The organism is Mesobacillus jeotgali, assembly GCF_031759225.1.
GTDB lineage: Bacteria > Bacillota > Bacilli > Bacillales > Cytobacillaceae > Mesobacillus > Mesobacillus jeotgali_B.
Window position 1 is genome coordinate 3,796,839 of the sequence record NZ_CP134494.1, and the last position, 25,056, is coordinate 3,821,894.

Genomic DNA, 25,056 nt, shown 5'->3' on the forward strand with positions numbered 1-25,056 from the left:
AAAGTTTATTGACCAACCTGGTCAATATCATTATATTCCTCATTGACCAACCTGGTCAACAACAATCATGGAAAAATTTTCGACAAAACAAAGAGGCTGCCAAACGGAAGCCTCTTTCGTGTTATATTATTTGATTTTCCGGATCACGGCTCTGACAGGACTTCCGTCAGCCTGTTCCAGCGGCAGCGGCAGGGCAGCAAGCTCGTATTCTCCCGGTTCGATTTTATGAAGTACCAGTCCTTCAAGAATATGAATGCCCTGGTTGTTCAATTCATGATGCGCTGGCAGTTCCTTGCTGTCAAGAGGATCGACCGATGGCAAATCCAGTCCGAGCAATTGAACTCCCTGTTCGGCAAGATAAGCAGCAAATTCCGGTTCGATGTGCGGAATGTTTTCCGGAAAGACGGTTTTATCCGTCCATGAGTCAGTACGGATCAGCAGCCGCTTAACTCCCTGCAATTCAATCCCTTCCAGATCCCTAACTCCAATACTCGCTGGCTTTGGGACATGAATGACCAGTGCAGGCCCTATGTAAAGATTGAAGTCGAGGTCAATGACCTTTTTGCCATCGTTTTCGAAATGAAAAGGCGCATCAATATGTGTGCCAGTATGGGTGCTCATCGTCACCTGCCCGACATTCACCGAACCGCTTTCTTCCATGCCCCAGCTCACTTTATATTCAAACGGCGTGTCGCCAGGCCATACAGGAATTTTATCATTCAAAACCTGTGAAATATCCATCCAGTTTCCCATATAATTTCCTTCTTTCTTGTTATAGCTTCGTCCTCAAGCTCCAAAGCTCAGGGAAGAATCGGTGGTCGACGACCTTTTTCAAATAGGATACTCCCGCAGAACCGCCTGTTCCCATTTTATGCCCAATGATCCGTTCAACGGTGCTCATATGGTTGAAGCGCCAGAGCTGCTGCTTGCTGCCGATATCGACCAGCTTCTCTGCAAGCTCATAAAGGTCCCAGTACTGGTCGACATTGCGGTACACAGTCAGCCACGCTTCCTCGACGCTGGTATTTGGTTCGTACGGCTCCGCCCAGTCACGGTTTAGTGCGGCATCATCGATTGGAAGCCCGCGCATGGACAGTGCCTGAATGGCAGCATCATAAATCGAGCGCTCGCGCAGGGCGTCTTCCATCGTTTTAAAGAGATCGGCATCGTGTTTATATACGGATAGCACATGTCCCTGCTTTTGGCCTAAAGCGAATTCAATCAGTCGATTCTGATACGATTGGAATCCTGATGAATGGCCAAGCTTGTTACGGAACTCCATATATTCCGCCGGCGTCAGCGTCGACAGCACGCTCCATGACTGGATCAGCTGCTCCTGGATTCTTGACACCCTCGACAGCATCTTAAAAGACGGCTCGAGGTCATTTTTACGGATGCAGTCAATCGCCGCATTCACTTCATGTAAAATCAGTTTCATCCACAGCTCGCTGGCCTGGTGGATGATGATGAACAGCATTTCATCATGGTGATCAGACAAGCGGTGCTGGCTGGACAGGATTTTATCCAATTGCAGGTAGCTGCCATAGGACAATTCTTTTGAAAAATCGGTATGGATCTCGTGTGCCGCTTTCTGTTCTTCTCTCATTGCCATGCTCCCCCTTATGCTACAACTCCGCGTTCATTGCTGAACTTCTCGTATGATTTGTTGGCCATGATTTCTTTTAATACCTGGACCGCCTCCCACACATCTGTGTATGAAGTGTAAAGCGCCACAGGTGCAAGGCGGACAATGTTCGGAGCCCGGAAATCCGGAATGATCCCTTTTTCCTTCAAGGCCTTGCAGATCCTCGCTGCTTCTTTATGTTCCAGGCTCACATGGCCGCCGCGTTTGAAATCCTCTGTTGGACTTCCCAGTATAAAGCCGGCATCGCCAAGCTCATGCTGAACCAGGTCCATTAGATATTGATTGATCCTCAATGATTTTTCTCGGATATTTTGAATTCCCGCCTCGGCGAACATTTCCAGTGAACCGAGTAAAGGTGCAAGGCTCAGTACGTGCGGCGTCCCAATCTGGTAGGCGCCCGCATTTTCAGCAGGTGTCAGGATATGCTCCATGTCAAACTGTTTGTCTTTTCTGGAACCGAACCAGCCGGCAAGTCCAGGCTTCGCACCGAAATGCTTCGAATTGACGTAAAGTCCTGCGACTGCTCCTGGCCCGCCGTTCAAATGCTTATAATTGCACCAGTAAGCAAAGTCCACTCCCCAATCTGAAAAAGAATGCGGAATGGCGCCAATCGAATGGCAGCCATCGAACCCGATCAGGATCCCACGTTCGTGAGCAGCTCTTGTCAACCGCTCCATATCAAGGATCTGGCCGCTGCGGTATAAAACGGTCGGCAGTACGACGAGCGCAACTTCATCTGTCATTGCCTCGATGATATCATCCTCATCCAGGAATCTGCCATCCCTGCTTTTCACCCTGATCAGATGTGTGTCAGGGTCATAGCCGTGGATCTGCAGCTGGCTTTGCAGTGCGTAGATGTCAGAAGGAAAATTCAACTCATCTGCGAGGATTTTTGTCCTATTCCCCTCCGGCTTGTAAAAAGTAGCCACAAGCTGATGCAAATTGACCGTTGTGGATCCGCTTACAATTACTTCTTCAGGTGAAGCACCAACGAGTGGGGCCGTCAATTCTCCCAGTTTTTCAGATAAATAGAACCACGGATGATTGCCATCCATCCAGCCATCGATGCCCAGCTCACGCCAGTCAGCCAATGATTCTAGCAAAGTTTGCTCAGCCCGTTTCGACAGAAGACCAAGCGAATTCCCATCAAGATAGATCGAATCCGGCTTCAGGTAAAACTCATCCCGAAACCGCGCGAGAATATCACCACTGTCAAGCTGTGCAGCAAAAGCCGCACCAGGTTCAAAAGAATAAGACTTCATCATCATCTCTCCCATCCCATTTGCAACTAGAGAAATCGTAACAAAGAACAGAAGCAAGCGTCAACAAATGGTCTGATAATTCTAAGAAAAGAAAAACAGCCTCCAATCAGAAGACTGTTTCTTGGGCTTATGCAAATCGATAATAAATCAGCACGAAGGTCGATAGGACAAAAATGAAGTTCAAGAAAATGAAGACAAATTGATCCACTTTTGTTTTGTGCAGCTTGATTGGCGGATTATAGAAGGATACGCCTTCGATGATGAAGATGATCAGGACAATATGGATCATGAAATGGCCGATGATTTCTTTGTATCCGAATAACATGGTCGTCAAGATAAAGATGACCGTGACAACTGCCCCTAATACACGATTCAAAATTCCGACTACCAGCAAGTAGCCGACAACGAATTCAACAAAAGCGGCCATTACGATGAAGGCACCTGGTTCAAACCCAAAAGTAGGTACCTGATGGTTAGCGACGATATCAAGCGACATCGTTGGGTAGACCCATTTTTCCACGGCGACCCAGCATAGTGATAGTCCGGTGCCTAGATACAAAAACGGGAAGCCGACATTTTCAAGCTTGGTGGCACCAACCAGGAGAACACCTATAATGGCCACATAGAACCCGTAATCAAGCATGTAAAATACACCGTGTTTAACAGTGACCATGAAGAATAGAATAAGTAAAAGCGATGCCCCTAACTTTGTTGCGATATGATGTGGCACGAGGAGCAAACCAATTGTCACCCACGCTAAAACCATCATCAAAGTACTGTCCACCTGAAATTCCGGTGCAAATAAGGTTCCATTTGTGACCTGGATGATCAATGCTGCAGCGGTTCCGTATTTCAATAGATACCTTGAATATCTCCTGAAACCAGAAAGGAAATCGTCCCATTTTTTGATCAGCGGCCAATGGGCCATCCTTGGTATGAACAAAGTCAATGAAGCGAGCACAATGGCCGCCAGCAAGGCCAGTCCCATGAAAAGTGGCGACAAGATATTTTCAATACTCTCCTTCTTGGGTGCCACTTCGGTAAACCATTTTACATGAGCATATGTATAAAAAGGTGTCAGAATGATCCCTAACATTATGATGCTTCGCCACAGTTTTTTCACAGAATAACCTCCGAACAATATTAGATAAATATAAATGATACAAAAATGCGCTTACAAGACCCAAGCTTGGATAGTTTGCCCTGTCACCAGGCTGATATGCTTTTTTAATGCTGAATTAATGGGTATATTGGTGATATGGAAGGAAGGATGGTGAAATCCTTGGGACGTTTATTTTCGCTCTTGATTTTAGGAGCTATGCTTTATTTTGCCTGGCCATTTTTTACGAGTGAGAAAGATATAAATACTGAAATTAATAAGTTAAGGGAGAATCCCGAGCTTAGCAAAGCGCTGGAAGACGTAAACAGCGGGATTAACCAACTGATTTGGCAGCTTAATGAGAAGAAGGAAGAATTGACGAATGATGAACAGAACCTGCTGCCAGAAGTCGATAAACCTGAGCTCGAAACACCTGCTGAAAAAACATTCACACTCCACAATATTGCCATTGGCGATCAGAAGGGTGAAGTGGAAAAACAGCTTGGGGCCGCGAAACGTGTGTCCGTGAATGAATACGGAACAGAGTGGCATGCCTATCATGAGAATTTCCAGAACTTTATCATGATTTCATATGGTAATGATGGTGCAGTGAATGCGATGTATTCAAACCAGGATTTGATTGCCGCCAAAAACGGCATTAAATATGGGGTGCCAAAAGAGACTGTCCGCCAGAACCTTGGGGAACCACTTGGCGAGATCAGGAAAGGGCTTGTCTATTACCAGTTCCAAAAGGACCAGGACTATGACGTCTACAATTTAGACGAGAGTTATGTGACGGTTTTTTACGATAAACACAGAAATAATATTGTCACCGCAATCCAGATAGTCAGCGAAAAGTTGGAACAGAGCAAAGCAGGTTTCTATACCGAAGCGAGTGAGGCTTTAAAGGAAGGCTTTGAATATCAGCTGTTCGATTTGACTAACGCTTCGAGGGTAGTTCACGGGTTGGGCATCCTCACCTGGGATGATCAAGTGAGGGGAACTGCCCGAAAACATAGTGCCGATATGGCCGAAAACTCGTATTTCAGCCACACCAATCCAGAAGGGCAGTCGCCTTTTGACAGGATGGCTGAAGACGATATTGCGTTTTCCGTTGCCGGGGAGAATCTCGCTTACGGACAATTCAGCAGTATCTTTGCCCACGAAGGCTTGATGAACTCACTCGGCCATCGCGAAAATATCCTGAAGGCAGACTTCAAACTGCTAGGCGTAGGTGTTGCATTCGGGCCAAAGCATGAGCCATATTTCACGGAGAATTTTTATTCAAAAAGGAAGTTTTAAACCGAGTCCATTGGCTCGGTTACTTTTTTAGTGCTGGAAAAAATCGTTGATAATTTCCAATTCGCTATATAAAGGGGGGGAACTCGCTATATAAAAAGAAAAATCGCTATATAAAAATAAAAAAATCGCTATATAAAAAGAAAACTCGCTATATAAATGGAAAGTGGATATAAAAAAGGAGATTTTTCGTTTTAAAATCTGGATTTTCGCCACAATATCGTGACGATACTTTAAATCAGGCATGATGTAGACCTTTTTTCATAGCAAATTCCCACGCTTTTTTAACCTCGAATAATTTTTTTGGCGATGTTCACAATTTTATTGGCGATTTTCAATTTTTATTGGCGAAAAAATAAATTTATTGGCGATTTCCACTTACTTATTGGCGAAAATCAAATTTTATTGGCGAACTGGAAATTCCGAGCGTTTTTTTCCAGTTGAAGCAACCCAGAATACAGTAAAAACCGCTCAATCTCAACGATCAAGCGGTTTTTCTCACTATATTTACTTTACGCGCGGGAATCCGAAGCCTGATGCATAGTCATCGCCTGATGCTGCACCTGATCCGCCAAGGATATCGTTCGCTTTCGCGCGGTTCTGAAGCTCTGCACGAAGTTGTGTATGGCTCATGTTTGGATTTTCAGCCCAAATCTTCGCTGCCAATCCTGATACGTGCGGAGTCGCCATTGATGTTCCGCTGATTGTATTGTAAGAACCGTCAAACCATGTGGATTCAATCGCTCTTCCTGGCGCGGATACTTCCACATCGAGCTCACCGATCACATAGTCACCGTCAGTCAGCGGGTTACCGCGGGATGAGAAGTCAGCGACACGGTATGTACCGTTCTGCTGGACATCTTCCAGAGCCGCAACAGCTACTGCATTCGGAAGGGCTCCCGGATAACCAATTGTATTGGCATTCGGTCCGCTGTTTCCTGCAGCGGCTACAACAAGGACGCCTTTGCCGTATGCATAATCAACCGCATCAGCAATCATTGCGCTCTTGCTGCTCGATCCTAGCGACATTGAAATGACCACCTTCGAGCCTGTACGTGACGCTTCGTCTGCTGCATGCCTGATTGCTCCGGCAATATCATCCGAATAGCCTGATCCCTGGTCATTCAAAACCTTATACGCCCAAAGTTCCGCTTCAGGTGCCACTCCATAAATCCCATTTCCAGCCCCTCCGTGTGCCAATACAGTACCGGCAACGTGAGTTCCATGGCCATTTTTATCTGAACATGAACCGTCAACTAGTGGCGATCTTCTGTTTGTAAAGTCCTTACATTGTTCTGCGCTGCCTGCTAAATCGGTATGGTTGATGTTAACCCCTGTGTCCAGAACCGCTACCTTAACACCATTACCGCCGGATGTTGCCTGCAGATTGCTATCATTATAAATTGCTTCCATTCCCCATGGCGTTTGATCTGTTGGCGATGCCTGGGCACCTGAACCCGGCTTCGCATTCAATTGTACCTGGGATACTGTTTCCACTTGTAGATTCTTATTTTTCAATAGTGCCTGGTATTGCTTCGCATTGACTTCTGTTGTAAAACCTTTTGCTCCGAAATCCCATCTTTTGCCGAACTGATCTTTTGCCTTAGCCTTTTCAGCTGCAGGACCCTGAACCAAAACCCTGTATGTATCCTGTGCCTCTGGTGCCTGGCCAAATGCCCCAGCCGTAAACATCGATAAGCCCATTGTCATGCTTAGTAGTGCTGCTCCTAGCGCTTTCCTTTTTTTCATCCAACCACTCCTCTGCATTTTTATGGTGTTGCCGGTTTTACAGTTTCTATTATATTTAAAATTTTCTGATAACGACAATAAGCTAATCTGTTCATTTTTAAGTCTTTCGAATCAGGTAAAATTGCACGTTTACATAAAAGTCACATGTGTTTCTGACTATTTTTGAATTTTCCCAATATCGAAAGCACTAAAAAGAGTGACCATTTTTTTACAGGTCACTCTTCCGCGTTGGAAAATAATAGTATTTTTAGCACTTGTTTTAAATAAATAAAAGCAAACTGATAGCCATGACTGCCATACCGGCAACCAATCCGTATATAGCTAGATGCGATTCGTCATATTTTTTTGCGGCCGGCAATAATTCATCCAGTGAGATGAATACCATGATGCCCGCGACGGCTGCGAAAATGACGCCAAACATGATGTCGTTCAGGAATGGCATTAAGAATAGGTAAGCTGCAAGTGCGCCAATTGGTTCAGAAAGGCCCGACAGAAATGATAGTTTAAAAGCTTTCTTTCGATCGCCAGTTGCAAAGTAAACAGGTACGGAAACAGCGATTCCCTCAGGAATATTGTGAATGGCGATCGCGATGGCAATGGCCACACCCAATGCTGGATCCTGGATAGCAGAGGTGAAAGTGGCGATTCCTTCAGGGAAATTGTGAATCCCGATTGCCAGCGCAGTAAATGTGCCCATTTTCAACAGGGTCGCATCGTTGGCAGCATTCGCGGGTGCATTCATATCCTCGACCTTTTTCAGTTCATGCGGGTTTCCCTGTTTAGGAATGAATTTATCGATCAGCGCAATCAACACGATTCCGGCGAAGAATCCACCAACAGTTGCCCAGTTTCCTAACTGCACGCCCATCGCAGAAACGAGGGAGTCCTTTGCTTTGACAAAGATTTCAATCATCGAAACATAAATCATGACTCCGGCTGAAAATCCAAGCGCAATCGAAAGGAATTTTGTATTGGTCCTGGATGTGAAGAAGGCAAGAATACTTCCGATTCCGGTGGCAAGACCTGCGAATAAAGTCAAACCGAAAGCAAATAAAATCTCCTCTGTCATTTTTATTCTCCTTTGAATATGAATATTTGACCTGACCCGTAGAAGTTTTAAGAAGGAAAAGAATAATTCTTAGTTTATGCAAGAGCTCGAAAAAGTTTCACTGTCAGGTATAAGCCTTAATTAATGGACTCATTCTAAAATGTTTCCTTAGGTCAACTTTTGGGGTGCAAGACTCCCTTTGTAAAAATAATATATGCGTGTGCATTAAAAAGTTTCCTTTGGTCAACATTTTATCGCAAAGGAAACTTGACCTGCAACTAAATAATTTAAGAATTTTAATAATTAATCTATTTTATCCAACAATCGCAGTGACACTTTGCGCAAAAAACCCCTGCAAACATTGCAGGGGCGGGAGCTAACTATAGATAACTTTTTATTTCATATTCTGCTTTTTTCTCCTCCAGCCAGTTTGTATACTCTGCCTGAACTTCCTGGTCAAATAGCAACTCTTTGATTTCTTCCTTATGCTCATCAAATTCTGCAGCCTTCGCGGCTTTTTTATCCACGAGCTTGATGATATGGTAGCCAAATTCTGTTTTAACCGGCTCACTAATCGCTCCGGCTTCCAATGCGAATGCCGTCTTTTCAAACTCCTCAGCCATTTCTCCCTTGCTAAAGTAACCGAGGTCCCCGCCGTTTTCCGCATTACTTGAATCCGTCGAAAATTCTTTTGCCAATTCAGCAAAGTCCTTTCCTTGATCGAGCTCTTCCTTGACCTTCATGGCGGTTGCCTCATCTTCCACCAGAATATGGCTAGCCTTCACCTGTTCTTTTTGGTCAAAAGACTCTTTATTTTCCTCAAAATAATTCTTCATTTCTTCTTCGCTCACGTCTATTGAAGCACCGATCATTTTTTCAGCAAGCAGATAGACTTCGATGTCCTCCCTGATTCTGTCCATTGACACCTGGTTTTGCTCAAGAGCAGCGGCAAAGGCTTCTTCACCGCCATATGATTCCTGGAGCTTTGTCAGCTCATCATCTATCTCATTGCCGGTTACCTTCACTTTTTCCTTCGACGCTTCCATTTCAATCACTTTGTTCGTGATCAGTGAATCCAAAATATCAGCGCCATACATCTCAGTTAATTTTGTGTTTAATTCATCCTTAGTGATTTTTTCGCCATTGATGCTTGCTGCCGTTTCTGTTTTTGTAAAAGCTGTCGCAAAGATCAAGAGAAGGCCTAAAACGATCACTCCAAAAACAATCGGCAGTTTATTATTTTTCATAAAAGCACTCATCATTTCCCTCCATTATTCAGCGCTCGAAGCAGACAAATCAACCTTTATGGTTTGCTGCTTGCCGTCACGGTATATTTTCAGCTGTGCACTGTCTCCAGCTTGAAGCTCCGTATACAAATATCTTCTCAGGTCACTTGCCTGTTCCACTTTTTCATCATTGATGCTAACGATGATATCCTGTTCCTGGAGGCCCGCTTTGGCTGCTGCAGAATTCGGGTCTACATAAGTGACCATCGTACCTGAATCCACACTGTCAGGAAGGTTCTCTAGATACATATCAGGAATTTGTGCCAGATCCGCAAGGCTTACACCTAGGTATGGACGCTCCACTTTTCCTTTTTCAATCAGCTGTTCGACGATTGGCAAAGCCTCGTTGCTTGGAATTGCAAACCCAAGGCCTTCGACGCCATTTTGCGAGATTTTGAGGCTATTGATGCCAATCACTTTTCCATCCGTATTGATCAACGCCCCGCCACTATTCCCAGGGTTGATTGCCGCATCCGTCTGGATGACGTTCATTTCCCATTCTCCGGCAGAAGTCGGTACTGAGATCGAGCGGTCTACCGCACTGACAATTCCTTGCGTTACCGTCCTCGATAAATCAAGGCCAAGCGGGTTTCCAATCGCCATCACCTGGTCGCCAGCCCTTAGGACAGATGAATCGCCAAACTCGATGACATCAACAGCTTTGTCTGCATCGATTTTAACAACCGCTAAATCAGTCAATGCGTCGGCTCCGACAACTTCTGCTGCAACCTTTTCTCCATTGTATAAGCTGACTTCAACCTTTGATGCCCCTTCAATGACATGGTTGTTGGTCACAATGAATGCGCTATTTCCTTCCTTTTTAAAAATTACCCCTGAACCAGATCCGCTTTCTACATTACCCTGACTTTTGGAAAAAGGATTGTTCTGTGATTGGATATTGGTGATGCCAACAATCGATTTTGAAGACGATTCAATAATGTCAGCAATCGATCCAGAACCTTTTGTTGAAGTTGGAGTCGTTACAATATTTGAGTTATTTTCCACGGCTGATTCCGTTTTAGGCTGAAGCTGATTTCCTGCGTCCGCTTCTGTAAAATTCACCGCTGCCAATGTAATCGCCGAACCAACCACCCCAGCCATGACCGTAGATAGGATGCTTTTGAATCTATATGATTTTTTGACATGCTCCTGCTGCTGATAGCGGGAACTCTGCTCAAATTCGTTCATCGTTATTTCCTCCTCGTTTCTAACTTGTCTTCATCATAACCAGAAATTATGAACAAATTATTAACAAACTGAGGCAAGGGTTTTAAAAGATTGGGAAGATTTTGCGGAAAGAGCGGAACGTGAATGAGGCAGCCCTCAAGGATCGAGGGGATAAACCAGACATTAAAAAAGCTGCAGGCGAATTTGCCTGCAGCTTCAAAAAATCATTACATTTCAATACTCTTCATTAAATTCGCCATTTCAATCGCGGACACTGCCGCGTCCCAGCCTTTGTTGCCAGCTTTTGTGCCGGCGCGTTCGATTGCCTGTTCAATGGTATCTGTTGTTAGAACTCCGAAGATAACAGGAACTCCTGAATTCATTGCTGCAGCCGATACTCCTTTTGCTGTCTCGTTTGAGACATAATCAAAGTGCGGTGTGGATCCGCGGATGACTGTACCCAATGTGATGACTGCGTCGTACTTATTGCTTTTCGCCATTTTTTGTGCGACCAATGCGATTTCGAATGCCCCCGGTACCCAGGCAACATCGACATTGCCTTCCTCGACACCGTGCCTTTTCAATGCATCCTGTGCGCCGCCCAAAAGCTTGCTTGTGATGAATTCATTGAAACGCCCGACGACGATGCCGACTTTAAGACCCGTTCCTACTAAATTACCTTCAAAAGTTCTGTTCATGTCCTATTCCTCCAATTAGAATTAAAATTTAAGTAAATGTCCTAATTTACTATGCTTTGTTTTTAAATAATTCTCGTTTTCTGCCCTTGTTGGCATCTGAATTGGCACCCGGTCGACAACTTCCAGGTCATAACCCTTAAGGCCTTTGATTTTCCTTGGATTGTTGGTCAGCAACTTTAATTGCTTGATGCCAAGGTCTTTTAAAATTTGGGCGCCAATTCCGTATTCACGCAAGTCGGCTCCGAAGCCGAGCTTTTCATTGGCTTCTACGGTGTCATAACCCTCTTCCTGAAGCTTATACGCACGAAGCTTGTTCATCAGGCCGATGCCTCTGCCCTCCTGGCGCATATACAGAAGGACACCGCGACCTTCCTTATTGATCTGGCTCAATGCTGCATGAAGCTGCGGTCCGCAATCACAGCGGAAGGAACCAAACACATCTCCTGTCAGGCATTCAGAGTGTACCCTGACAAGAACTGGCTCTTCGGGGTCGATTTCTCCTTTTACAAGAGCGATATGTTCTTTATCATCTACAAGATTTGAATAGCCTACTGCTTTAAAAATACCGAATTCAGTAGGGAGATCGATCTCAACTTCTCTCTTAATCAATCGGTCTTTTCGATTGCGATATTGAATGAGGTCTTTTATCGTGATCATTTTCAAATCGAACTGGTCAGCAATCTTGCGGAGCTCCGGAACTCGAGCCATTGTGCCATCTTCATTCATGATTTCACATATGACCCCGGCAGGCTTGGCACCGCTCATTTTAGCCAGATCGACTGCCGCCTCTGTATGGCCGGCTCTCCTTAATACTCCGCCCTTCTTGGCAACAAGGGGAAAGATGTGGCCAGGCCTTTTAAAATCAGCTGCCTTTGACTCTGGATCCAGCATGCTCAATACAGTTGCTGAGCGCTCAAAAGTGGAAATCCCGGTTGTTGAATACTTATGGTCAATGCTCACGGTAAAAGCTGTGCCATGAGGGTCAGTATTCCGTGAAACCATTGGCATTAAGTCCAGCTTCTGGGCTAATTCCTGTTCAATCGGTACGCAAATCAATCCCCGGCCATGTGTTGCCATAAAATTGATGACATCCGGTGTCGCCTTTTCTGCCAAAGCGATGAAATCTCCTTCATTCTCACGGTCTTCATCGTCACAAACAATGACTACATTGCCCTGCATGAGTTCATATATAGCCTCTTCAATTGGATCAAACATCTTCATCACCCTCACATAAACCCGTTATCCTCTAAGAACTGGGCTGTAATATTGTTGCCTCGTTTCGGAGCGGATCGAAACTGGTTGCTTAAAAAGTGCCCCACATATTTGCCGATCATGTCACATTCGATGTTGACGATATCTCCTGTATCCTTGAATCCTAAGACAGTATCTTTTAAAGTGAGCGGAATAAGCGATAGAGTCAAGCTGTCTTCGGATATTCCGAAAACAGTCAGACTCGTCCCGTCAACAGCGACAGAGCCTTTCATGATGACATATTTCAGCAACTCAGGGTCGACTTGAATTTCATAGTAAACTGCGTTCTCAATTTGCTTTTTCCCTTTGATGGTGCCGACTCCATCCACATGTCCGGCGACAAAGTGCCCCCCGAACCGGCCGCCAGCTGCCATCGCTCTTTCCAGGTTCACCTTTGAACCTCTTTTAACACTTTTTAAACTGGAAGCTTTGACCGTTTCCGGCATGACATCGACGGTAAACCTGTTTTCAGTAAAAGAGGTGACGGTCAAACATACCCCATTTACAGCAATACTGTCTCCGAGATGGACATCTGTCAGCACTTTTTTCGCGTCAACGGTGAGGACAAATGATTCGCCTCTATGCTGAATACTGGCGACTGTCCCGATTTCTTCAATAATCCCCGTAAACATACAAACCTCCTTTTAAACCGGCTCGGCAATGATTCGGATATCCTGGCCAATTTGTTTTACATCTATGATTTTTAAAGAAACTGTTTCCTCAAGCCGGGCAATGCCTTCGCCTCCGTAGGAAGTCGGAGCATCTTTTCCGCCGAGCAGCTTTGGAGCGATATAGGCGACTACTTGCTGAAAGGCCTTCTCTTTTAAGAAACTGCCATGTATCTCGGCCCCGCCTTCTACGTAGACAGAAGTGATGCCCCTGTCTCCCAGTTGATTCAGCATATCCACAATTCCTATTTTCGCAGTTTCCAGCTTGATGATTTCAATGCCACGTTCTGAAAATTGCCTTTCCCTTTCAGGCTCGACGTCTGCCCCAGTCACTATGATGGTGTCAGCAGCCTGGTCAGTGACAATTCTCGATTCCAGAGGTGTTCTGAGGGTGGTATCCAAAATCACGCGGATGGGGTTTATCCCTCCAGCTTCAAGCCTTGTCGTCAGGCTGGGATTATCTTTAATGACGGTGTTGACACCCACAAGAATGGCATCATGTGAATGGCGGAAATGATGGACATCCTTTCTTGCTTCTTCCCCGGTGATCCATTTACTCTCCCCGGTCACCGTTGCAATTTTTCCGTCCAGGCTGGTGGCAGATTTCAACGTAACATAGGGTAAGCCAGTGCTTATGTAATGGAAAAACACTTTATTCAGCGCTTTTGCTTCTTCCTCCATTAGGCCAACTTCAACCTCAATGCCAGCGTCCCGCATCTTCTTGATCCCTGTTCCGCCAACAAGAGGATTCGGATCAAATGATGCGACAAACACTTTCTTGATGCCTGACTCAATGACCAGATTCGCGCACGGCGGCGTCTTGCCGAAGTGGCTGCATGGCTCAAGAGTAACGTATAAGGTGGCATCACTCGCCTTATCTCCCGCCATTGATATCGCATGCACCTCAGCATGGTGCTCTCCCGCCTTCAAATGGGCACCCATCCCAATGATCTGTCCGTCTTTTACAAGAACAGCGCCAACTCGGGGGTTGGGGGATGTTTGGCCCTCCGTCGCCCTGGCGAGATTGATGGCTAAGGACATATAATCCTGATCGTTCACCTGTATCTCCTCCTCCCTTTTTACAATAATTCACAAAAATAAAAGGACCCCGAAACAAAATTGCTTCGGGGTCCTAAAAAAGGGCAATACCAAACTAGAGGGTTAAAAAAGGGCATACTGGTCCCATTTTCTTAATCCTCGTTTTTTTCCTTCTCCCATCCAGACTTTAACTGTCGGCCCTGGAGTTTCACCAGATCCACCGTTTAACAAATGTTAACCGGGTCACGGACTAAGAAGCATCGCTTCATCACCGCCGGTTGGGAATTTCACCCGACCCCGAAGGAATATATTAAGTTAGTGTCATTATACGCAACATGTCTTTAAATAGAAAACAAAACGGCCTGTTATTTTTTCATCAACTTCTCAATCGTAGTCAATAGTTCATCAACTACTTCATTGTCGCCTTCCTGAATTCTTTCCACAATGCAGGATTTCATATGGCCTTCGAGGAGAAGTTTCGCCACGCTGTTCAAGGCTGCCTGCGTCGCGGAAATTTGCGTGATCACATCATCGCAGTACGTGTCTCTCTCAATCAGGCCTTTAATGCCCCGAATCTGTCCTTCTATCCGATTCAATCTTGTCACGAGATTCTTTTTCGTTTTTTCAGAGTGATGGCTCTTTCTTTCTGATGAGCAACAGCTGTCGCCACATTCAGACAGGTTCACTTCGGGCTCTAATACGTCCATCTAAAAACCCCCTTTTATCTTATAAACTTATTTTATCATACCCCCTAATAGTACCTTACATAATATTCTTGGAAAAACAAAATACACCCCGCGGGTCAGGGTGTAGGAAATGACATTTTAAATATTTTCACTCCTTGATTGTGAAATCAATAGGAGCTCTCTCGAAATCCCTGCCGCAAACAGGCTGCCTGCGAGAAGCGCCAGTGTTCCGTACAAAGGGTCAGTCACCTTTGAAAAAATCAGTTGGGCATAGAAGTAAAATCCTGCTCCGATGGCTAGAATGAGTAAGGTATTCAAAAAGTATCGGTACATTTTTTTCCCTCCTGAACCTTATATTAATTAAAACATTATCATAGACTCTATTAATTGGTAATTGGGAAATTTCCTGTCGAATACAGTTGAGAAATGAAAGGAATGAACAAAAAATTGAAACAAAAAACTACAATAATTACACTTTTACCGCTTGTTATCATCTTAGCCATCATTCCATTTTTCCATACAGAGGAACCGCCAGCCAGAGCTATCGAGCCTGCTGGGGAGCTATCAGCAGAAATAAGGAAACTGTTAGATAATGAGCCAGTACTTGATGGAGCTTTGGCGGGGATCAGCATCAGGTCTGCAGATGGCGGAAAGCTGCTGTATGAGCAGAATGCTGACACCCGAATGCAGCCAGCCTCTGTGCTGAAATTGTTCACGGCCGCAGCAGCTCTTTCAGTTTTAGGAGAAGAATACCGGTTTACGACGGAAGTTTTGGCAGATGGAAAAGTTAACGGCGGAACGCTTGAAGGAGACCTGTTTTTAAAAGGGATGGGTGATCCGACCTTGTTGAAGGAAGATTTTGAAGAGATGGCAAAGAGACTAAAGAGTAAAGGAATCCATAAGGTTACCGGCGATATCGTGACTGATGATAGCTGGTATGATGAAGTCCGTCATTCAGAGGATCTAACCTGGAATGACGAGCATCAATATTATGGCGCCCAGGTTTCCGCGCTAACCTCTTCGCCAAATCGCGATTTTGATGCAGGCACTGTCATTGTCAATATTTTACCAGGCAAAAAAGGAACAGGAGCGGTGATTTCACTTGAGCCTGATACTGATTATGTCACAATCATCAATGAATCGGTAACTGTGGATTCCCAAGGGAAACAGGATATTCAAATCGAACGTGAACACGGGACGAACACCATCGGGATAACAGGGTCCATTCCTGCTGATTCAAACAAATTGAGGGAATGGGTCGCCGTCTGGGAGCCCTCCTTGTATGCAGGAAGTATTTTTAAAAAATCACTAGAAGAACAAGGGATAATAGCAGTTGGGAAAATTAGAACAGGGGCTGCAACCGACACCATGGCCAGTTTAATTTCTCATAAATCGATGCCACTTGCGGAACTGATGATCCCCTTCATGAAATTAAGCAATAACGGCCATGCCGAAGTGCTTGTGAAGGAAATGGGAAAGGTCGTTCATGGTGAAGGCAGCTGGGAAAAAGGGCTTGAGGTGATGGACGTTGCCCTTGGGGAAATGGGCATTGACACGAGCGGACTTGTATTGCGGGACGGTTCCGGAATCTCTCACGCAAACCTCATACCAGCGAACGAAGTTAGTAAACTGCTATATCAGGCCCAAAAAGAGGAATGGTTCCCTGCATTCGAGCACTCACTTCCGGTTGCCGGGGAAGAGGACAGGATGGTGGGCGGAACAATGCGCAACAGGCTGAGAGATGAGCAACTGAAGGATCGTGTGGCCGCCAAAACAGGCACACTAACAGGCGTAAGCACCCTGGCCGGCTACGTCAAAACAAGCCGCGGCGAAACGCTTATTTTTACCATTATGCTGAATAACCTGCTGGACGATCGAGAAGGCAGGAAAGTGGAAGATGACATTGTTAGGTTACTTGCAAGGTAACCCTTGTAAAAATTACGGGGCCCTTATGTAGGTGTATTGAGATGCGTAAGGGTACACTTAGCTCTGAAATGTGCCCTTATGTTGGTGTAATAGGAAGCATAAAGGTACATTTTGCTTTGGAATGTAACCTTATGTAGGTGTAATAGGAAGCATAAAGGTACATTTTGCTTTGGAATGTAACCTTATATAGGTGTATCGCGATGCATAAGGCTACATTTTGCTTTGGAATGTGCCCTTATGTAGGTGTATCGTGATGCATTAGGGTACATTTTGCTTTGGAATGTGCCCTTATGTAGGTGTATCGTGATGCATAAGGGTACATTTTGCTTTGGAATGTACCCTTATGTAGGTGTATCGCGATGCATAAGGGTACATTTTGCTTTGGAATGTGCCCTTATGTAGGTGTATCGTGATGCATTAGGGTACATTTTGCTTTGGAATGTGCCCTTATGTAGGTGTATCGCGATGCATAAGGGTACATTTAACCTTGAAATGGCTTTTTGATTCGAATCCCTAAGGACACTTTTTTACGTGCTTTACTCTATTATCAGGTAACCCTCTTTATTTTCTTTTATTGTATAGTGAGCACCACGACCACAGCCGCTCAATGTAAAGTCATCTAAGAGAATGTTCCTGATGGCTTTTTTCGTTTTAATCGATTTGCTCCATTCATGAATCTTACTGAGTGTTAACACTTCTCCCGGAAAAAGTAATTGGAGCTCTCTGACACTTCTCAATACTGCCTCATGGATGTTTTCCCGTTTCCCGCAACTAATGCATATTAATGTTTTTCTGGTAACTATAGTATTCACAGTATGACAATGGGAACAGGCCATTCCCTTCTTCAAACTCTCGAAACTATATTCTGGGAGCCTTTTATACGGTGAATCTTGGGAATGCAGGGTAAGCAGCCGTTCTGCTAGATTATTGTGGGTATTTTTTATTGGGGCAGTTTGTTTTTGCAGGTTTTTAAGAAGTCTTGGAATCTGGTTAGGAAAAACAATTGGTAGATTACGTGGAGCTTGATAGAGGTAAAAGTTTGGGTTCACGAAGACTAGAGTTGATTCGATATTAATGTTGAATCCAAGGTCTCGTACCATCCTTCGCAGGAGAGACTCTGCTCTTTCCATTTGTTGCAGAGGATTCTTGATTTCTACTCCATTGTTGGTATACCACCGATCACCTTCAATAAAGTAATCGCCTTCGAAGTACTTCACTTCGAACAAATGGATGATCTTGGAGATGAAGAGGGAATCGATTTGAAATTTTGTATTTCCATATTCAAGGAGCAGATCATTCACAACCAGGTAGCCTTTTTCTACCTCCTCCATCCAGCGATCAAAAATCACTTCTCCTTCATAGCCTTTTTCCAGGTATTGATAGTTACTGTATTCTTTCGAAGACAGGGTCATTCGAGCATTCAGCATTCTCAAGATCTGCAGCTCCAAGGATTCAACACGCGATTTTACTATCAAAAAGCATTCCTCCATTCGTTATGTATTGCAATTAAATAGTATGGGTTTTTCGAATACTTAACAAGCTTTTTATTTACCCCTATGCGTATAAGAAAAAATATACAATTGAGAAAAAGCCGTGCAGAATGAGAATCTGCACGGCTTTTTTCGGTAGTTACCTATGGTTACTTAGCAAATCTATGATTTCAATTGTCCCAGTTACTTCGCGAATCTATGATTTCCAATTGTCACAGTTACTTCTCTTGAGAATACCCACTTGCTCACTGCAGTCTTCGGGTTAAAGAAGAATAATGAGCCTTTGCCCTGTCCTCTGAAAGCTAGTGCTTCTTTTACGGCTTTCTTTGCTTCTGCGTCAGCTGGCTTGTTGATTGCGCCATTTTTTACAGGAGTGAAGGCGTAGTAGCCGTTTGACTTTTCATAGACAACTCCCTTTACTGTGTTAGGGAAGTCCGGGCTCGCTACTCTATTCAAGACAACAGTTGCTACTGCTACTTTCCCTGCATATGGCTCGCCTTTTGCCTCAGCGTGGACCAGTCTTGCAAGCAAGTCCTGATCTGCAGCTGAAACAGTTGCAGCCGGGATGGTCAACTTTTGTCCTGGATATAGTAGATTGCTAGTTCGATTGTTCGTTTTTTTCAATTCTGTCACAGGCACACCATATTTGCTAGCGATTCCCCACATTGTGTCTCCTGTTTTTACCTGGTAAGTTGCCGCTTCAGCAGCTGCTCCCATTGAAAATAGTGACAAGGATACCGCAGCTGTTAGCGCTGCCAATGTTTTTTTCATCTTTCTCATTTTCCATACCTCCCAGTAGTGCTGTCTCTTTTTCTACTAATAAGGCTAGCATTTGTAACATAGTTATTCATGGTCCAATAAGTACCAGTTAAGAAAGAGGTCATCAATCCACTGTAAACGCTTGATCTTTTTTAAACCTAGAAATTAATCCCATCCATGCAGACTTTCCTTCAATAACCAGCACTGTAATTAAACGGCTCTAATTTTACATCGTGTTACAAGTTTGTAACTTGGCGATTTGCTTATTTTGCAAAAATCAAACTCCGAAACTCACAAGCATTTAATAGAGATTTACGAGAGAAATTTATTTATATCGATTCCTTATTTAAAATAATTATAATTAAGTATTGATTTTTAATTGAAAAGTGTTATCATTTAGCTATAAACAAAATTTAAAACAAAGGCGGGATCATGATGAGCAATAATCAAAATAAGCAACTTACCACAAGCTGGGGAGCGCCGGTTGGGGACAACCAGAACTCCATGACTGCAGGACATAGAGGTCCTACTTTACTGCAGGATGTACACTTGTTGGAAAAATTGGCGCACTTTAACCGTGAGCGTGTGCCGGAGCGTGTTGTGCATGCAAAAGGTGCCGGAGCACACGGCTATTTTGAAGTGACAAATGATCTGACACAATATACAAAGGCTGCTTTTTTATCAGAGGTTGGCAAGAAGACACCGATGTTCATCCGCTTCTCAACCGTTGCCGGAGAACTTGGATCAGCGGATACTGTCCGTGACCCACGCGGCTTCGCAGTGAAGTTTTATACAGAGGAAGGAAACTATGATATCGTCGGGAACAATACTCCTGTATTCTTCATCAGCGACGCGATCAAGTTCCCTGACTTCATCCATACACAAAAAAGGAACCCACAGACTCACCTGAAGGATCCAAATGCTGTTTGGGATTTCTGGTCCCTTTCACCAGAATCACTGCACCAGGTAACGATTCTGATGTCTGACCGAGGTATCCCTGCCACACTCCGACATATGCACGGTTTTGGCAGCCATACATTCAAATGGACAAATGCTGAAGGAGATGGAGTCTGGATTAAGTACCATTTCAAGACAGAGCAAGGCGTGAAAAACCTGACAGCTGATGTGGCTGCAAAAATTGCCGGCGAAAATCCTGATTATCATACAGAAGATCTCTTCAACGCAATTGAAGCGGGAGACTTCCCTGCATGGAAGCTTTATGTCCAGATCATGCCGTTAGAGGATGCGAACACGTACCGATTCGATCCATTCGATGTCACGAAGGTTTGGTCACAGAAAGACTATCCATTGATTGAAGTTGGCCGCATGGTATTGAACCGCAACCCTGAAAATTATTTTGCAGAAGTTGAACAGGCAACCTTCTCTCCTGGAACGCTCGTACCTGGTATTGATGTATCACCAGACAAAATGCTTCAAGGCCGACTGTTTGCGTATGCTGATGCCCACCGTTACCGTGTGGGCGCAAATCATCAGCACCTTCCAATCAACAGGCCAAAATCGGAAGTGAACTCCTATCAGCGTGACGGCCAGATGCGCTTTGACGGCAATGGCGGCAAATCAGTAAACTACGAGCCTAATAGTTTCGGAGGACCTACTGAAGTGAAAGAGCACAAGCAGGCATCCTTCCCTGTCAGCGGCATTGCCGAAAATGTTGGGTATGACCATAACGACCATTACACTCAAGCAGGTGACCTGTACCGCTTGATGAGCGAGGAAGAACGTGAGCGCCTTGTCGCTAACATTGTCGCTGCCATGAAGCCAGTTCAGCGCGACGATATCAAGCTTCGCCAGATCGGCCACTTCTACAAAGCAGATCCTGAATACGGCACACGCATTGCTCAAGGATTGGGCCTTCAGGTTCCGCAGGAAGTTTAATAGAACATGCAAACGGATGCCACTAAGGGCATCCGTTATTTTACATATAAGCTGATTGGATTGATTTTATCGGACAAACCCAGGACGATTTCCCATGAAAGTGTCCGTTAGAAGGGCTCTATCGGACAAACTCGGGATGATTTCCCCTGAAAGTGTCCATTAGAAGGGATCTATCGGTCAAACTCAGGACGATTTCCCGTGAAAGTGTCCGTTAGAAGGGCTCTATCGGACAAACTCGGGATGATTTCCTGTGAAAGTGTCCGTTAGAAGGGCTCTATCGGACAAACTCAGGACGATTTCCTGTGAAAGTGTCGGTTAGAAGGGCTCTATTGGTCATTTTCACGATGATTTTTCCGAAAAGTGTCCATTAGGCTGGCTCTATAGATTTAACCCAGGAAAAGAATGCCTTTTAAGCGGGCATTCTTTTTTTACTGGAAAAATTTAATTTTCACCAATAAATGATACTGGCGAATCGTTTACTATATAGAAGGAGGTGCAAGATGAACCAAACAAATTTGCATCAGCATAACGAACCAGTGGATAGTAATCTGGCATTCAAGCAGTTATACGATTTACATAAAAAAAATGTCTTTGCCATGGCGTTATCTATCTTAAGAGATTCGTCCCTTGCAGAAGATGTATTACAAGAAACTTTCATTAAACTTTATCAACACCAGAAACTTCAGGATATTCCCAATGTGAAGGCATGGCTGCTTAGTGTTTCGAGGAATGCGTCTCTGGATCTCTATCGCAGGAAGAAGCGTGAGATCACTGGGTTTGATGAACAATACTTCGACCAGGAGTACTGTAAGAGCACAGATCCTCTCGACAGAATGATTTTGATGAAATACCTTGAATTGCTGGACAGCGAAGAAAGACAAATTGTTGTCTTAAAGGACATATCAGGTCTGAAGCACAGGGAGATTGCCAAAATCATTGAAATGCCATTGGGAACAGTCCTGTGGAAGTATCAAAAGGCTTTAAACAAGCTGAGAAAAAGTATCGACTAAGGAGGCATTGGGATGGATAAAAAGGAAATGCTAAATCATTTGGATCAAGCCATTGAAAAGCAAGTGCAGGATGTTTGGGATGAACTAAACAGCAAACTGCATAATATAGAAGCACAAAAGGTTGTCATCATGCCTGTCAGCAAGACTCCTCCTAAAAAAGGAATTGCATATAAAAGGTTAGCCATTGTTGCTGCTGTCTGCATAATGGCTGTCTCTGCACTGACTTTTACTCCTGCACTTGCGGCAATCCAAGAGATATATGATAAATTATTTTCGAGTGAACACATAGATGATAAAGGTGTCCGGATGGCCGTCCATGCTGGACAGGGGCAGGTATTGGACCAGAGTTTTCATGACGAAGAAAATGGTATCACTGTCCACTTCCAAAGCGTGATGACGGATGACAAGGAGACCAAGCTCCTATTCACTTATCAAAGTGAGAAAACAGATTTGGAGAATTATTATGTTGATATCTTTGAGGGAAAAAGCTCGATTTACCTGATAACAAATGACCAAAAGGTGAAATTGGATAATGTCGGCTGGGGCAGCAGGTATTATGACCAAAAAGAAAATAAAGTTGCCGAAGCTTTGTCCTTTGAGTCTGTTAAGAACTTTGAGGGCCAGGATATTCGCTTGGAAATTGAAAATTTAACCATCTATACGGAAACAAAAACAGATAGTATCGAAACAATATGGCCGCTTGAATTCAAGCTGGACGAATCTGCTGTTTCTAATCGTGAAATTGTCATCCTAAATAAAGAGTTCACTTTTAACAATGAAGCCTATGTCATTAAACAAGTAGAATTTTCCGAAATGGAAACGCGAGTTGTCGTCACAGGTTCAGACACGAAATTGATTACCGAGAATGGGATGACGTATCGAGTGATGAGCAAATTGGAACATCAGTACCTTAATGCCAGGAAGGTAGATAAGGAGCGCGGCTACTATGTGGATTACTCAAAGCCTGGTGTTTTCCTCTCCTCGGCTGGCGAAAAAGCTGACCCAATCTTCAGCAAAGGCGAAGTCGAAGGCGGCAAAGACGAATATATCATGACCTTCGCGCCGGTCAAGGAACGTGACAATTGTGTCCTTGAAGTTGGCGAAGACCTCTCCATTACATTGAAATAACATAAAAGCAGGCCGGTGTGAAAACCCGGCCTGCCTTCGTTTGTGCTTTTATTAGAATGTATGTGCCAAATCCTTAGCACGCGCGATTCCGTTTTCTTTGATTTCCTGTGCTTTTTCCGGGTTCGCATTGTGGCCTTCGAGGTAAAGGCATTCCATCGAAGGTACACCGAAGAAGTTCATCATTGTTTCGATGTAGCGATTTCCCATTTCCATGTTCGCTGCTGGTCCTTCTGAGTAGTAACCGCCTCGAGCCTGGATATGAAGGGCTTTTTTGTCTGTCATCAAGCCGACAGGTCCTTCTTGTGTATATCTGAATGTTTTGCCTGCTACAGCAACTGCGTCCAGATATGCCTTCATGACTGGAGGGAATGAGAAATTCCACAGTGGTGTCACGAAAACAAATTTGTCTGCTGCTGTGAACTGTTCAACCAGTTCAGCAAGACGTCCTACTTTTGACTGTTCGTCTGCTGTCAGCTCAGTGAACTCTGTACCTTTTTGCAGTTTGCCCCAACCGCCTAATACGTCGGCATCAATGTAAGGAATGTTTTCCTTAAATAGATCAAGATGAATGATTTCGTCATTCTGGTTCTGCTCTTTGTACGTATCTATGAATGCTTTTCCTGCTGCAAGACTGAAAGATTGTTCTTCAGTCAGCGGGTGTGCTGTGATGTATAAAACTTTAGCCATGTTGTATTCCCACCTATTCTAAAAATTTTAACGCTATTTCGTAAAATATAAATCTCGAATTTAAAATAGCTTACTTCGAGATATTAAGCCGTTTTTCTTCAAAGGTCAAAAGAAATGCTCGTCTTTATCTTTGCTAAGTCTTCATTAAAAAGCACCCTGACCCAGCCTTGCACTGACATTCTCGAGGTGCAAGGCTTAGTCTTGGAAAAAGCCAAGTAATGGCGTTAACACTGTCATCAGGACTTAGCTGTCACCAGCATGATACGGTTTCCAGAAGGATCTTCAGTAATGAATGTTCCTTTTTCTTTTGCCATATGCGCGCCGAGATCGTTAAGGCGGGCTACTGTTTCTTTCAATTTAACTTCATCCGCCAAAACCAGAGTATAAGATTGAAGACCAACACTATTGGCAGGCGGATTAGGAGCACCTACTCCATTCCAGGTGTTCAGCCCAATATGATGATGGTACTTTCCTGAAGAAATAAAGAGAGCCTGTGGTCCGTAACGGCTTACCACTTCAAAACCAAGTCCCTTTGTGTAAAATTCTTCTGTTTTTGTCAGTTCCGCAACGTGCAAATGGATATGTCCCATTACTGTTCCTGCAGGGAGACCATTCCATGTACCGCCAGTGTCCTCTGCAAGAAGGCTTTCTGCATCCAAAGCCTCAGTGACCATCACCACCTGCTGCTGATTCCATTCCCATTTTGATGCTGGTCTGTCTGTATAAATTTCAATTCCATTCCCATCTGGATCTGCTAAATACAAAGCTTCACTTACAAGATGGTCAGATGCCCCCTGCAATGGATAACGGATTTGCAGTAAATGCTTCAGGATCTTTGCCAGGTCAGCCCTGTCAGGCAGCAAAAGCGCGAAATGATACAGTCCAGTCGTCCTTCCCTTCTTCGGGATCATATCAGATGGCTGCTCGATGCTTAATAGCACCGTTTTTCCATCAGCAGTTAACTGAGCGGATGTAGCCGTTTTTTCATATACCTTAAAACCAATCACTTCCTGATAAAAGGCAAGGGAGCGTTCCAGATTTTCTACTTTTAAATTTACTTGCCCCACAAAAGTGACGGGCGGTTGATGAAAGTTCATATTCATTTCCTCCTTTTTTGTAAAAGATCATATTATAAGCCATGATGGCCAAATTATGCTGTGTATATATACTGCCATTTTTCTTATTCATATTAGTTACTTTATGTAAGTAACTATATAACTGTAATTAAATTACGTCAAGTATACTTTTTATAAAAAGTAATTTA

At 44.2% G+C, this 25,056-nt stretch carries 23 protein-coding genes and 1 riboswitch; of the genes, 5 read left to right on the forward strand and 18 right to left on the reverse strand.

Annotated features, from left to right (window positions below):
* Nucleotides 1–126 precede the first annotated feature (126 nt).
* The 4 genes from kynB to RH061_RS19135 all read right to left on the reverse strand — a co-directional run bounded on the left by kynB (nt 127) and on the right by RH061_RS19135 (nt 4,030).
* A complete protein-coding gene (kynB, locus tag RH061_RS19120) occupies nt 127–753 on the reverse strand; it encodes an arylformamidase (protein ID WP_311072408.1) in 627 nt (208 codons plus the stop codon).
* Between the two features lie 19 nt (nt 754–772).
* Complete coding sequence (kynA, locus tag RH061_RS19125) at nt 773–1,606, reverse strand: tryptophan 2,3-dioxygenase (protein ID WP_311072409.1); 834 nt, start codon at nt 1,604–1,606, stop codon at nt 773–775.
* Nucleotides 1,607–1,620: 14 nt separating this feature from the next.
* Nucleotides 1,621–2,907: a kynureninase gene (gene kynU / locus RH061_RS19130; RefSeq protein ID WP_311076457.1), complete on the reverse strand. Its 1,287-nt coding sequence runs from the start codon at nt 2,905–2,907 to the stop codon at nt 1,621–1,623.
* A 127-nt stretch (nt 2,908–3,034) separates the two neighbouring features.
* On the reverse strand, nt 3,035–4,030 hold the full coding sequence (locus RH061_RS19135; protein ID WP_311072410.1) for a hypothetical protein: 996 nt from the start codon (nt 4,028–4,030) through the stop codon (nt 3,035–3,037).
* 150 nt (nt 4,031–4,180) lie between these two features.
* Between RH061_RS19135 and RH061_RS19140 the strand changes: the two genes are divergently transcribed.
* Nucleotides 4,181–5,308, forward strand: coding sequence for a CAP domain-containing protein (locus RH061_RS19140; protein ID WP_311076459.1), 1,128 nt, complete (start codon nt 4,181–4,183; stop codon nt 5,306–5,308).
* A 504-nt stretch (nt 5,309–5,812) separates the two neighbouring features.
* Here the strand turns inward: RH061_RS19140 and RH061_RS19145 are convergent.
* From RH061_RS19145 to RH061_RS19190, 10 genes are all read right to left on the reverse strand, one after another.
* Nucleotides 5,813–7,054, reverse strand: a complete 1,242-nt coding sequence (locus tag RH061_RS19145; RefSeq protein ID WP_311072411.1) for a S8 family peptidase — start codon at nt 7,052–7,054, stop codon at nt 5,813–5,815.
* Nucleotides 7,055–7,313: 259 nt separating this feature from the next.
* Nucleotides 7,314–8,123 (reverse strand): zinc transporter ZupT, encoded by an 810-nt coding sequence (gene zupT, locus RH061_RS19150; RefSeq protein ID WP_311072412.1) that lies wholly within the window; start codon nt 8,121–8,123, stop codon nt 7,314–7,316.
* Between the two features lie 359 nt (nt 8,124–8,482).
* Nucleotides 8,483–9,349: a peptidylprolyl isomerase gene (locus RH061_RS19155; RefSeq protein ID WP_396654821.1), complete on the reverse strand. Its 867-nt coding sequence runs from the start codon at nt 9,347–9,349 to the stop codon at nt 8,483–8,485.
* A gap of 24 nt (nt 9,350–9,373) precedes the next feature.
* Nucleotides 9,374–10,576 carry a S1C family serine protease gene (locus RH061_RS19160; RefSeq protein WP_311072414.1) on the reverse strand — a complete coding sequence of 401 codons (1,203 nt, stop codon included), beginning with the start codon at nt 10,574–10,576 and terminating at the stop codon, nt 9,374–9,376.
* 206 nt (nt 10,577–10,782) lie between these two features.
* Nucleotides 10,783–11,253 (reverse strand): 6,7-dimethyl-8-ribityllumazine synthase, encoded by a 471-nt coding sequence (gene ribH / locus RH061_RS19165; protein ID WP_311072415.1) that lies wholly within the window; start codon nt 11,251–11,253, stop codon nt 10,783–10,785.
* 21 nt (nt 11,254–11,274) lie between these two features.
* Nucleotides 11,275–12,468: a bifunctional 3,4-dihydroxy-2-butanone-4-phosphate synthase/GTP cyclohydrolase II gene (locus RH061_RS19170; RefSeq protein ID WP_311072416.1), complete on the reverse strand. Its 1,194-nt coding sequence runs from the start codon at nt 12,466–12,468 to the stop codon at nt 11,275–11,277.
* 11 nt (nt 12,469–12,479) lie between these two features.
* Nucleotides 12,480–13,136: a riboflavin synthase gene (gene ribE, locus RH061_RS19175; RefSeq protein ID WP_311072417.1), complete on the reverse strand. Its 657-nt coding sequence runs from the start codon at nt 13,134–13,136 to the stop codon at nt 12,480–12,482.
* 12 nt (nt 13,137–13,148) lie between these two features.
* Nucleotides 13,149–14,231 carry a bifunctional diaminohydroxyphosphoribosylaminopyrimidine deaminase/5-amino-6-(5-phosphoribosylamino)uracil reductase RibD gene (ribD, locus tag RH061_RS19180; RefSeq protein WP_311072418.1) on the reverse strand — a complete coding sequence of 361 codons (1,083 nt, stop codon included), beginning with the start codon at nt 14,229–14,231 and terminating at the stop codon, nt 13,149–13,151.
* 143 nt (nt 14,232–14,374) lie between these two features.
* Nucleotides 14,375–14,519: riboswitch (FMN riboswitch) on the reverse strand.
* A gap of 56 nt (nt 14,520–14,575) precedes the next feature.
* The gene (locus RH061_RS19185; protein ID WP_311072419.1) at nt 14,576–14,917 is read right to left on the reverse strand and encodes a metal-sensitive transcriptional regulator; all 342 of its coding nucleotides are present in this window, start codon (nt 14,915–14,917) and stop codon (nt 14,576–14,578) included.
* A 117-nt stretch (nt 14,918–15,034) separates the two neighbouring features.
* The gene (locus RH061_RS19190) at nt 15,035–15,229 is read right to left on the reverse strand and encodes a hypothetical protein (RefSeq protein ID WP_311072420.1); all 195 of its coding nucleotides are present in this window, start codon (nt 15,227–15,229) and stop codon (nt 15,035–15,037) included.
* Between the two features lie 114 nt (nt 15,230–15,343).
* Here RH061_RS19190 and dacB point away from each other — a divergent pair, with 114 nt between their 5' ends.
* Nucleotides 15,344–16,822: a D-alanyl-D-alanine carboxypeptidase/D-alanyl-D-alanine endopeptidase gene (dacB, locus tag RH061_RS19195; RefSeq protein WP_311072421.1), complete on the forward strand. Its 1,479-nt coding sequence runs from the start codon at nt 15,344–15,346 to the stop codon at nt 16,820–16,822.
* Nucleotides 16,823–17,358: 536 nt separating this feature from the next.
* On the opposite strand, the gene RH061_RS19200 is transcribed toward dacB, so the two are convergent.
* Both RH061_RS19200 and RH061_RS19205 read right to left on the reverse strand, forming a co-directional pair.
* A complete protein-coding gene (locus tag RH061_RS19200) occupies nt 17,359–18,297 on the reverse strand; it encodes a nuclease-related domain-containing protein (RefSeq protein ID WP_311072422.1) in 939 nt (312 codons plus the stop codon).
* A gap of 198 nt (nt 18,298–18,495) precedes the next feature.
* The gene (locus RH061_RS19205; RefSeq protein ID WP_311076461.1) at nt 18,496–19,083 is read right to left on the reverse strand and encodes a cell wall hydrolase; all 588 of its coding nucleotides are present in this window, start codon (nt 19,081–19,083) and stop codon (nt 18,496–18,498) included.
* A 423-nt stretch (nt 19,084–19,506) separates the two neighbouring features.
* Here RH061_RS19205 and katA point away from each other — a divergent pair, with 423 nt between their 5' ends.
* The 3 genes from katA (at nt 19,507) to RH061_RS19220 (ending at nt 23,105) form a co-directional block, all read left to right on the forward strand.
* Nucleotides 19,507–20,967 carry a catalase KatA gene (gene katA / locus RH061_RS19210; RefSeq protein ID WP_311076462.1) on the forward strand — a complete coding sequence of 487 codons (1,461 nt, stop codon included), beginning with the start codon at nt 19,507–19,509 and terminating at the stop codon, nt 20,965–20,967.
* 500 nt (nt 20,968–21,467) lie between these two features.
* Nucleotides 21,468–21,977 (forward strand): RNA polymerase sigma factor, encoded by a 510-nt coding sequence (locus tag RH061_RS19215; RefSeq protein ID WP_311072423.1) that lies wholly within the window; start codon nt 21,468–21,470, stop codon nt 21,975–21,977.
* Between the two features lie 12 nt (nt 21,978–21,989).
* The gene (locus tag RH061_RS19220) at nt 21,990–23,105 is read left to right on the forward strand and encodes a DUF4179 domain-containing protein (RefSeq protein ID WP_311072424.1); all 1,116 of its coding nucleotides are present in this window, start codon (nt 21,990–21,992) and stop codon (nt 23,103–23,105) included.
* Between the two features lie 51 nt (nt 23,106–23,156).
* On the opposite strand, the gene RH061_RS19225 is transcribed toward RH061_RS19220, so the two are convergent.
* Nucleotides 23,157–23,792, reverse strand: coding sequence for an FMN-dependent NADH-azoreductase (locus RH061_RS19225; protein ID WP_311072425.1), 636 nt, complete (start codon nt 23,790–23,792; stop codon nt 23,157–23,159).
* Between the two features lie 236 nt (nt 23,793–24,028).
* Nucleotides 24,029–24,889: a VOC family protein gene (locus RH061_RS19230; protein WP_311072426.1), complete on the reverse strand. Its 861-nt coding sequence runs from the start codon at nt 24,887–24,889 to the stop codon at nt 24,029–24,031.
* Nucleotides 24,890–25,056 lie beyond the last annotated feature (167 nt).

What these genes read in the sequence shown, in the direction of transcription:
- kynB (WP_311072408.1), bottom strand. Translation starts at nt 753, where the DNA reads ATGGGAAACTGGATGGATATTTCACAGGTTTTGAATGATAAAATTCCT.
- kynA (WP_311072409.1), bottom strand. Translation starts at nt 1,606, where the DNA reads ATGAGAGAAGAACAGAAAGCGGCACACGAGATCCATACCGATTTTTCA.
- kynU (WP_311076457.1), bottom strand. Translation starts at nt 2,907, where the DNA reads ATGAAGTCTTATTCTTTTGAACCTGGTGCGGCTTTTGCTGCACAGCTT.
- RH061_RS19145 (WP_311072411.1), bottom strand. Translation starts at nt 7,054, where the DNA reads ATGAAAAAAAGGAAAGCGCTAGGAGCAGCACTACTAAGCATGACAATG.
- zupT (WP_311072412.1), bottom strand. Translation starts at nt 8,123, where the DNA reads ATGACAGAGGAGATTTTATTTGCTTTCGGTTTGACTTTATTCGCAGGT.
- RH061_RS19155 (WP_396654821.1), bottom strand. Translation starts at nt 9,349, where the DNA reads ATGAAAAATAATAAACTGCCGATTGTTTTTGGAGTGATCGTTTTAGGC.
- RH061_RS19160 (WP_311072414.1), bottom strand. Translation starts at nt 10,576, where the DNA reads ATGAACGAATTTGAGCAGAGTTCCCGCTATCAGCAGCAGGAGCATGTC.
- ribH (WP_311072415.1), bottom strand. Translation starts at nt 11,253, where the DNA reads ATGAACAGAACTTTTGAAGGTAATTTAGTAGGAACGGGTCTTAAAGTC.
- RH061_RS19170 (WP_311072416.1), bottom strand. Translation starts at nt 12,468, where the DNA reads ATGTTTGATCCAATTGAAGAGGCTATATATGAACTCATGCAGGGCAAT.
- ribE (WP_311072417.1), bottom strand. Translation starts at nt 13,136, where the DNA reads ATGTTTACGGGGATTATTGAAGAAATCGGGACAGTCGCCAGTATTCAG.
- RH061_RS19185 (WP_311072419.1), bottom strand. Translation starts at nt 14,917, where the DNA reads ATGGACGTATTAGAGCCCGAAGTGAACCTGTCTGAATGTGGCGACAGC.
- RH061_RS19190 (WP_311072420.1), bottom strand. Translation starts at nt 15,229, where the DNA reads ATGTACCGATACTTTTTGAATACCTTACTCATTCTAGCCATCGGAGCA.
- RH061_RS19205 (WP_311076461.1), bottom strand. Translation starts at nt 19,083, where the DNA reads ATGAAAAAAACATTGGCAGCGCTAACAGCTGCGGTATCCTTGTCACTA.
- katA (WP_311076462.1), top strand. Translation starts at nt 19,507, where the DNA reads ATGAGCAATAATCAAAATAAGCAACTTACCACAAGCTGGGGAGCGCCG.
- RH061_RS19215 (WP_311072423.1), top strand. Translation starts at nt 21,468, where the DNA reads ATGAACCAAACAAATTTGCATCAGCATAACGAACCAGTGGATAGTAAT.
- RH061_RS19220 (WP_311072424.1), top strand. Translation starts at nt 21,990, where the DNA reads ATGGATAAAAAGGAAATGCTAAATCATTTGGATCAAGCCATTGAAAAG.
- RH061_RS19225 (WP_311072425.1), bottom strand. Translation starts at nt 23,792, where the DNA reads ATGGCTAAAGTTTTATACATCACAGCACACCCGCTGACTGAAGAACAA.
- RH061_RS19230 (WP_311072426.1), bottom strand. Translation starts at nt 24,889, where the DNA reads ATGAACTTTCATCAACCGCCCGTCACTTTTGTGGGGCAAGTAAATTTA.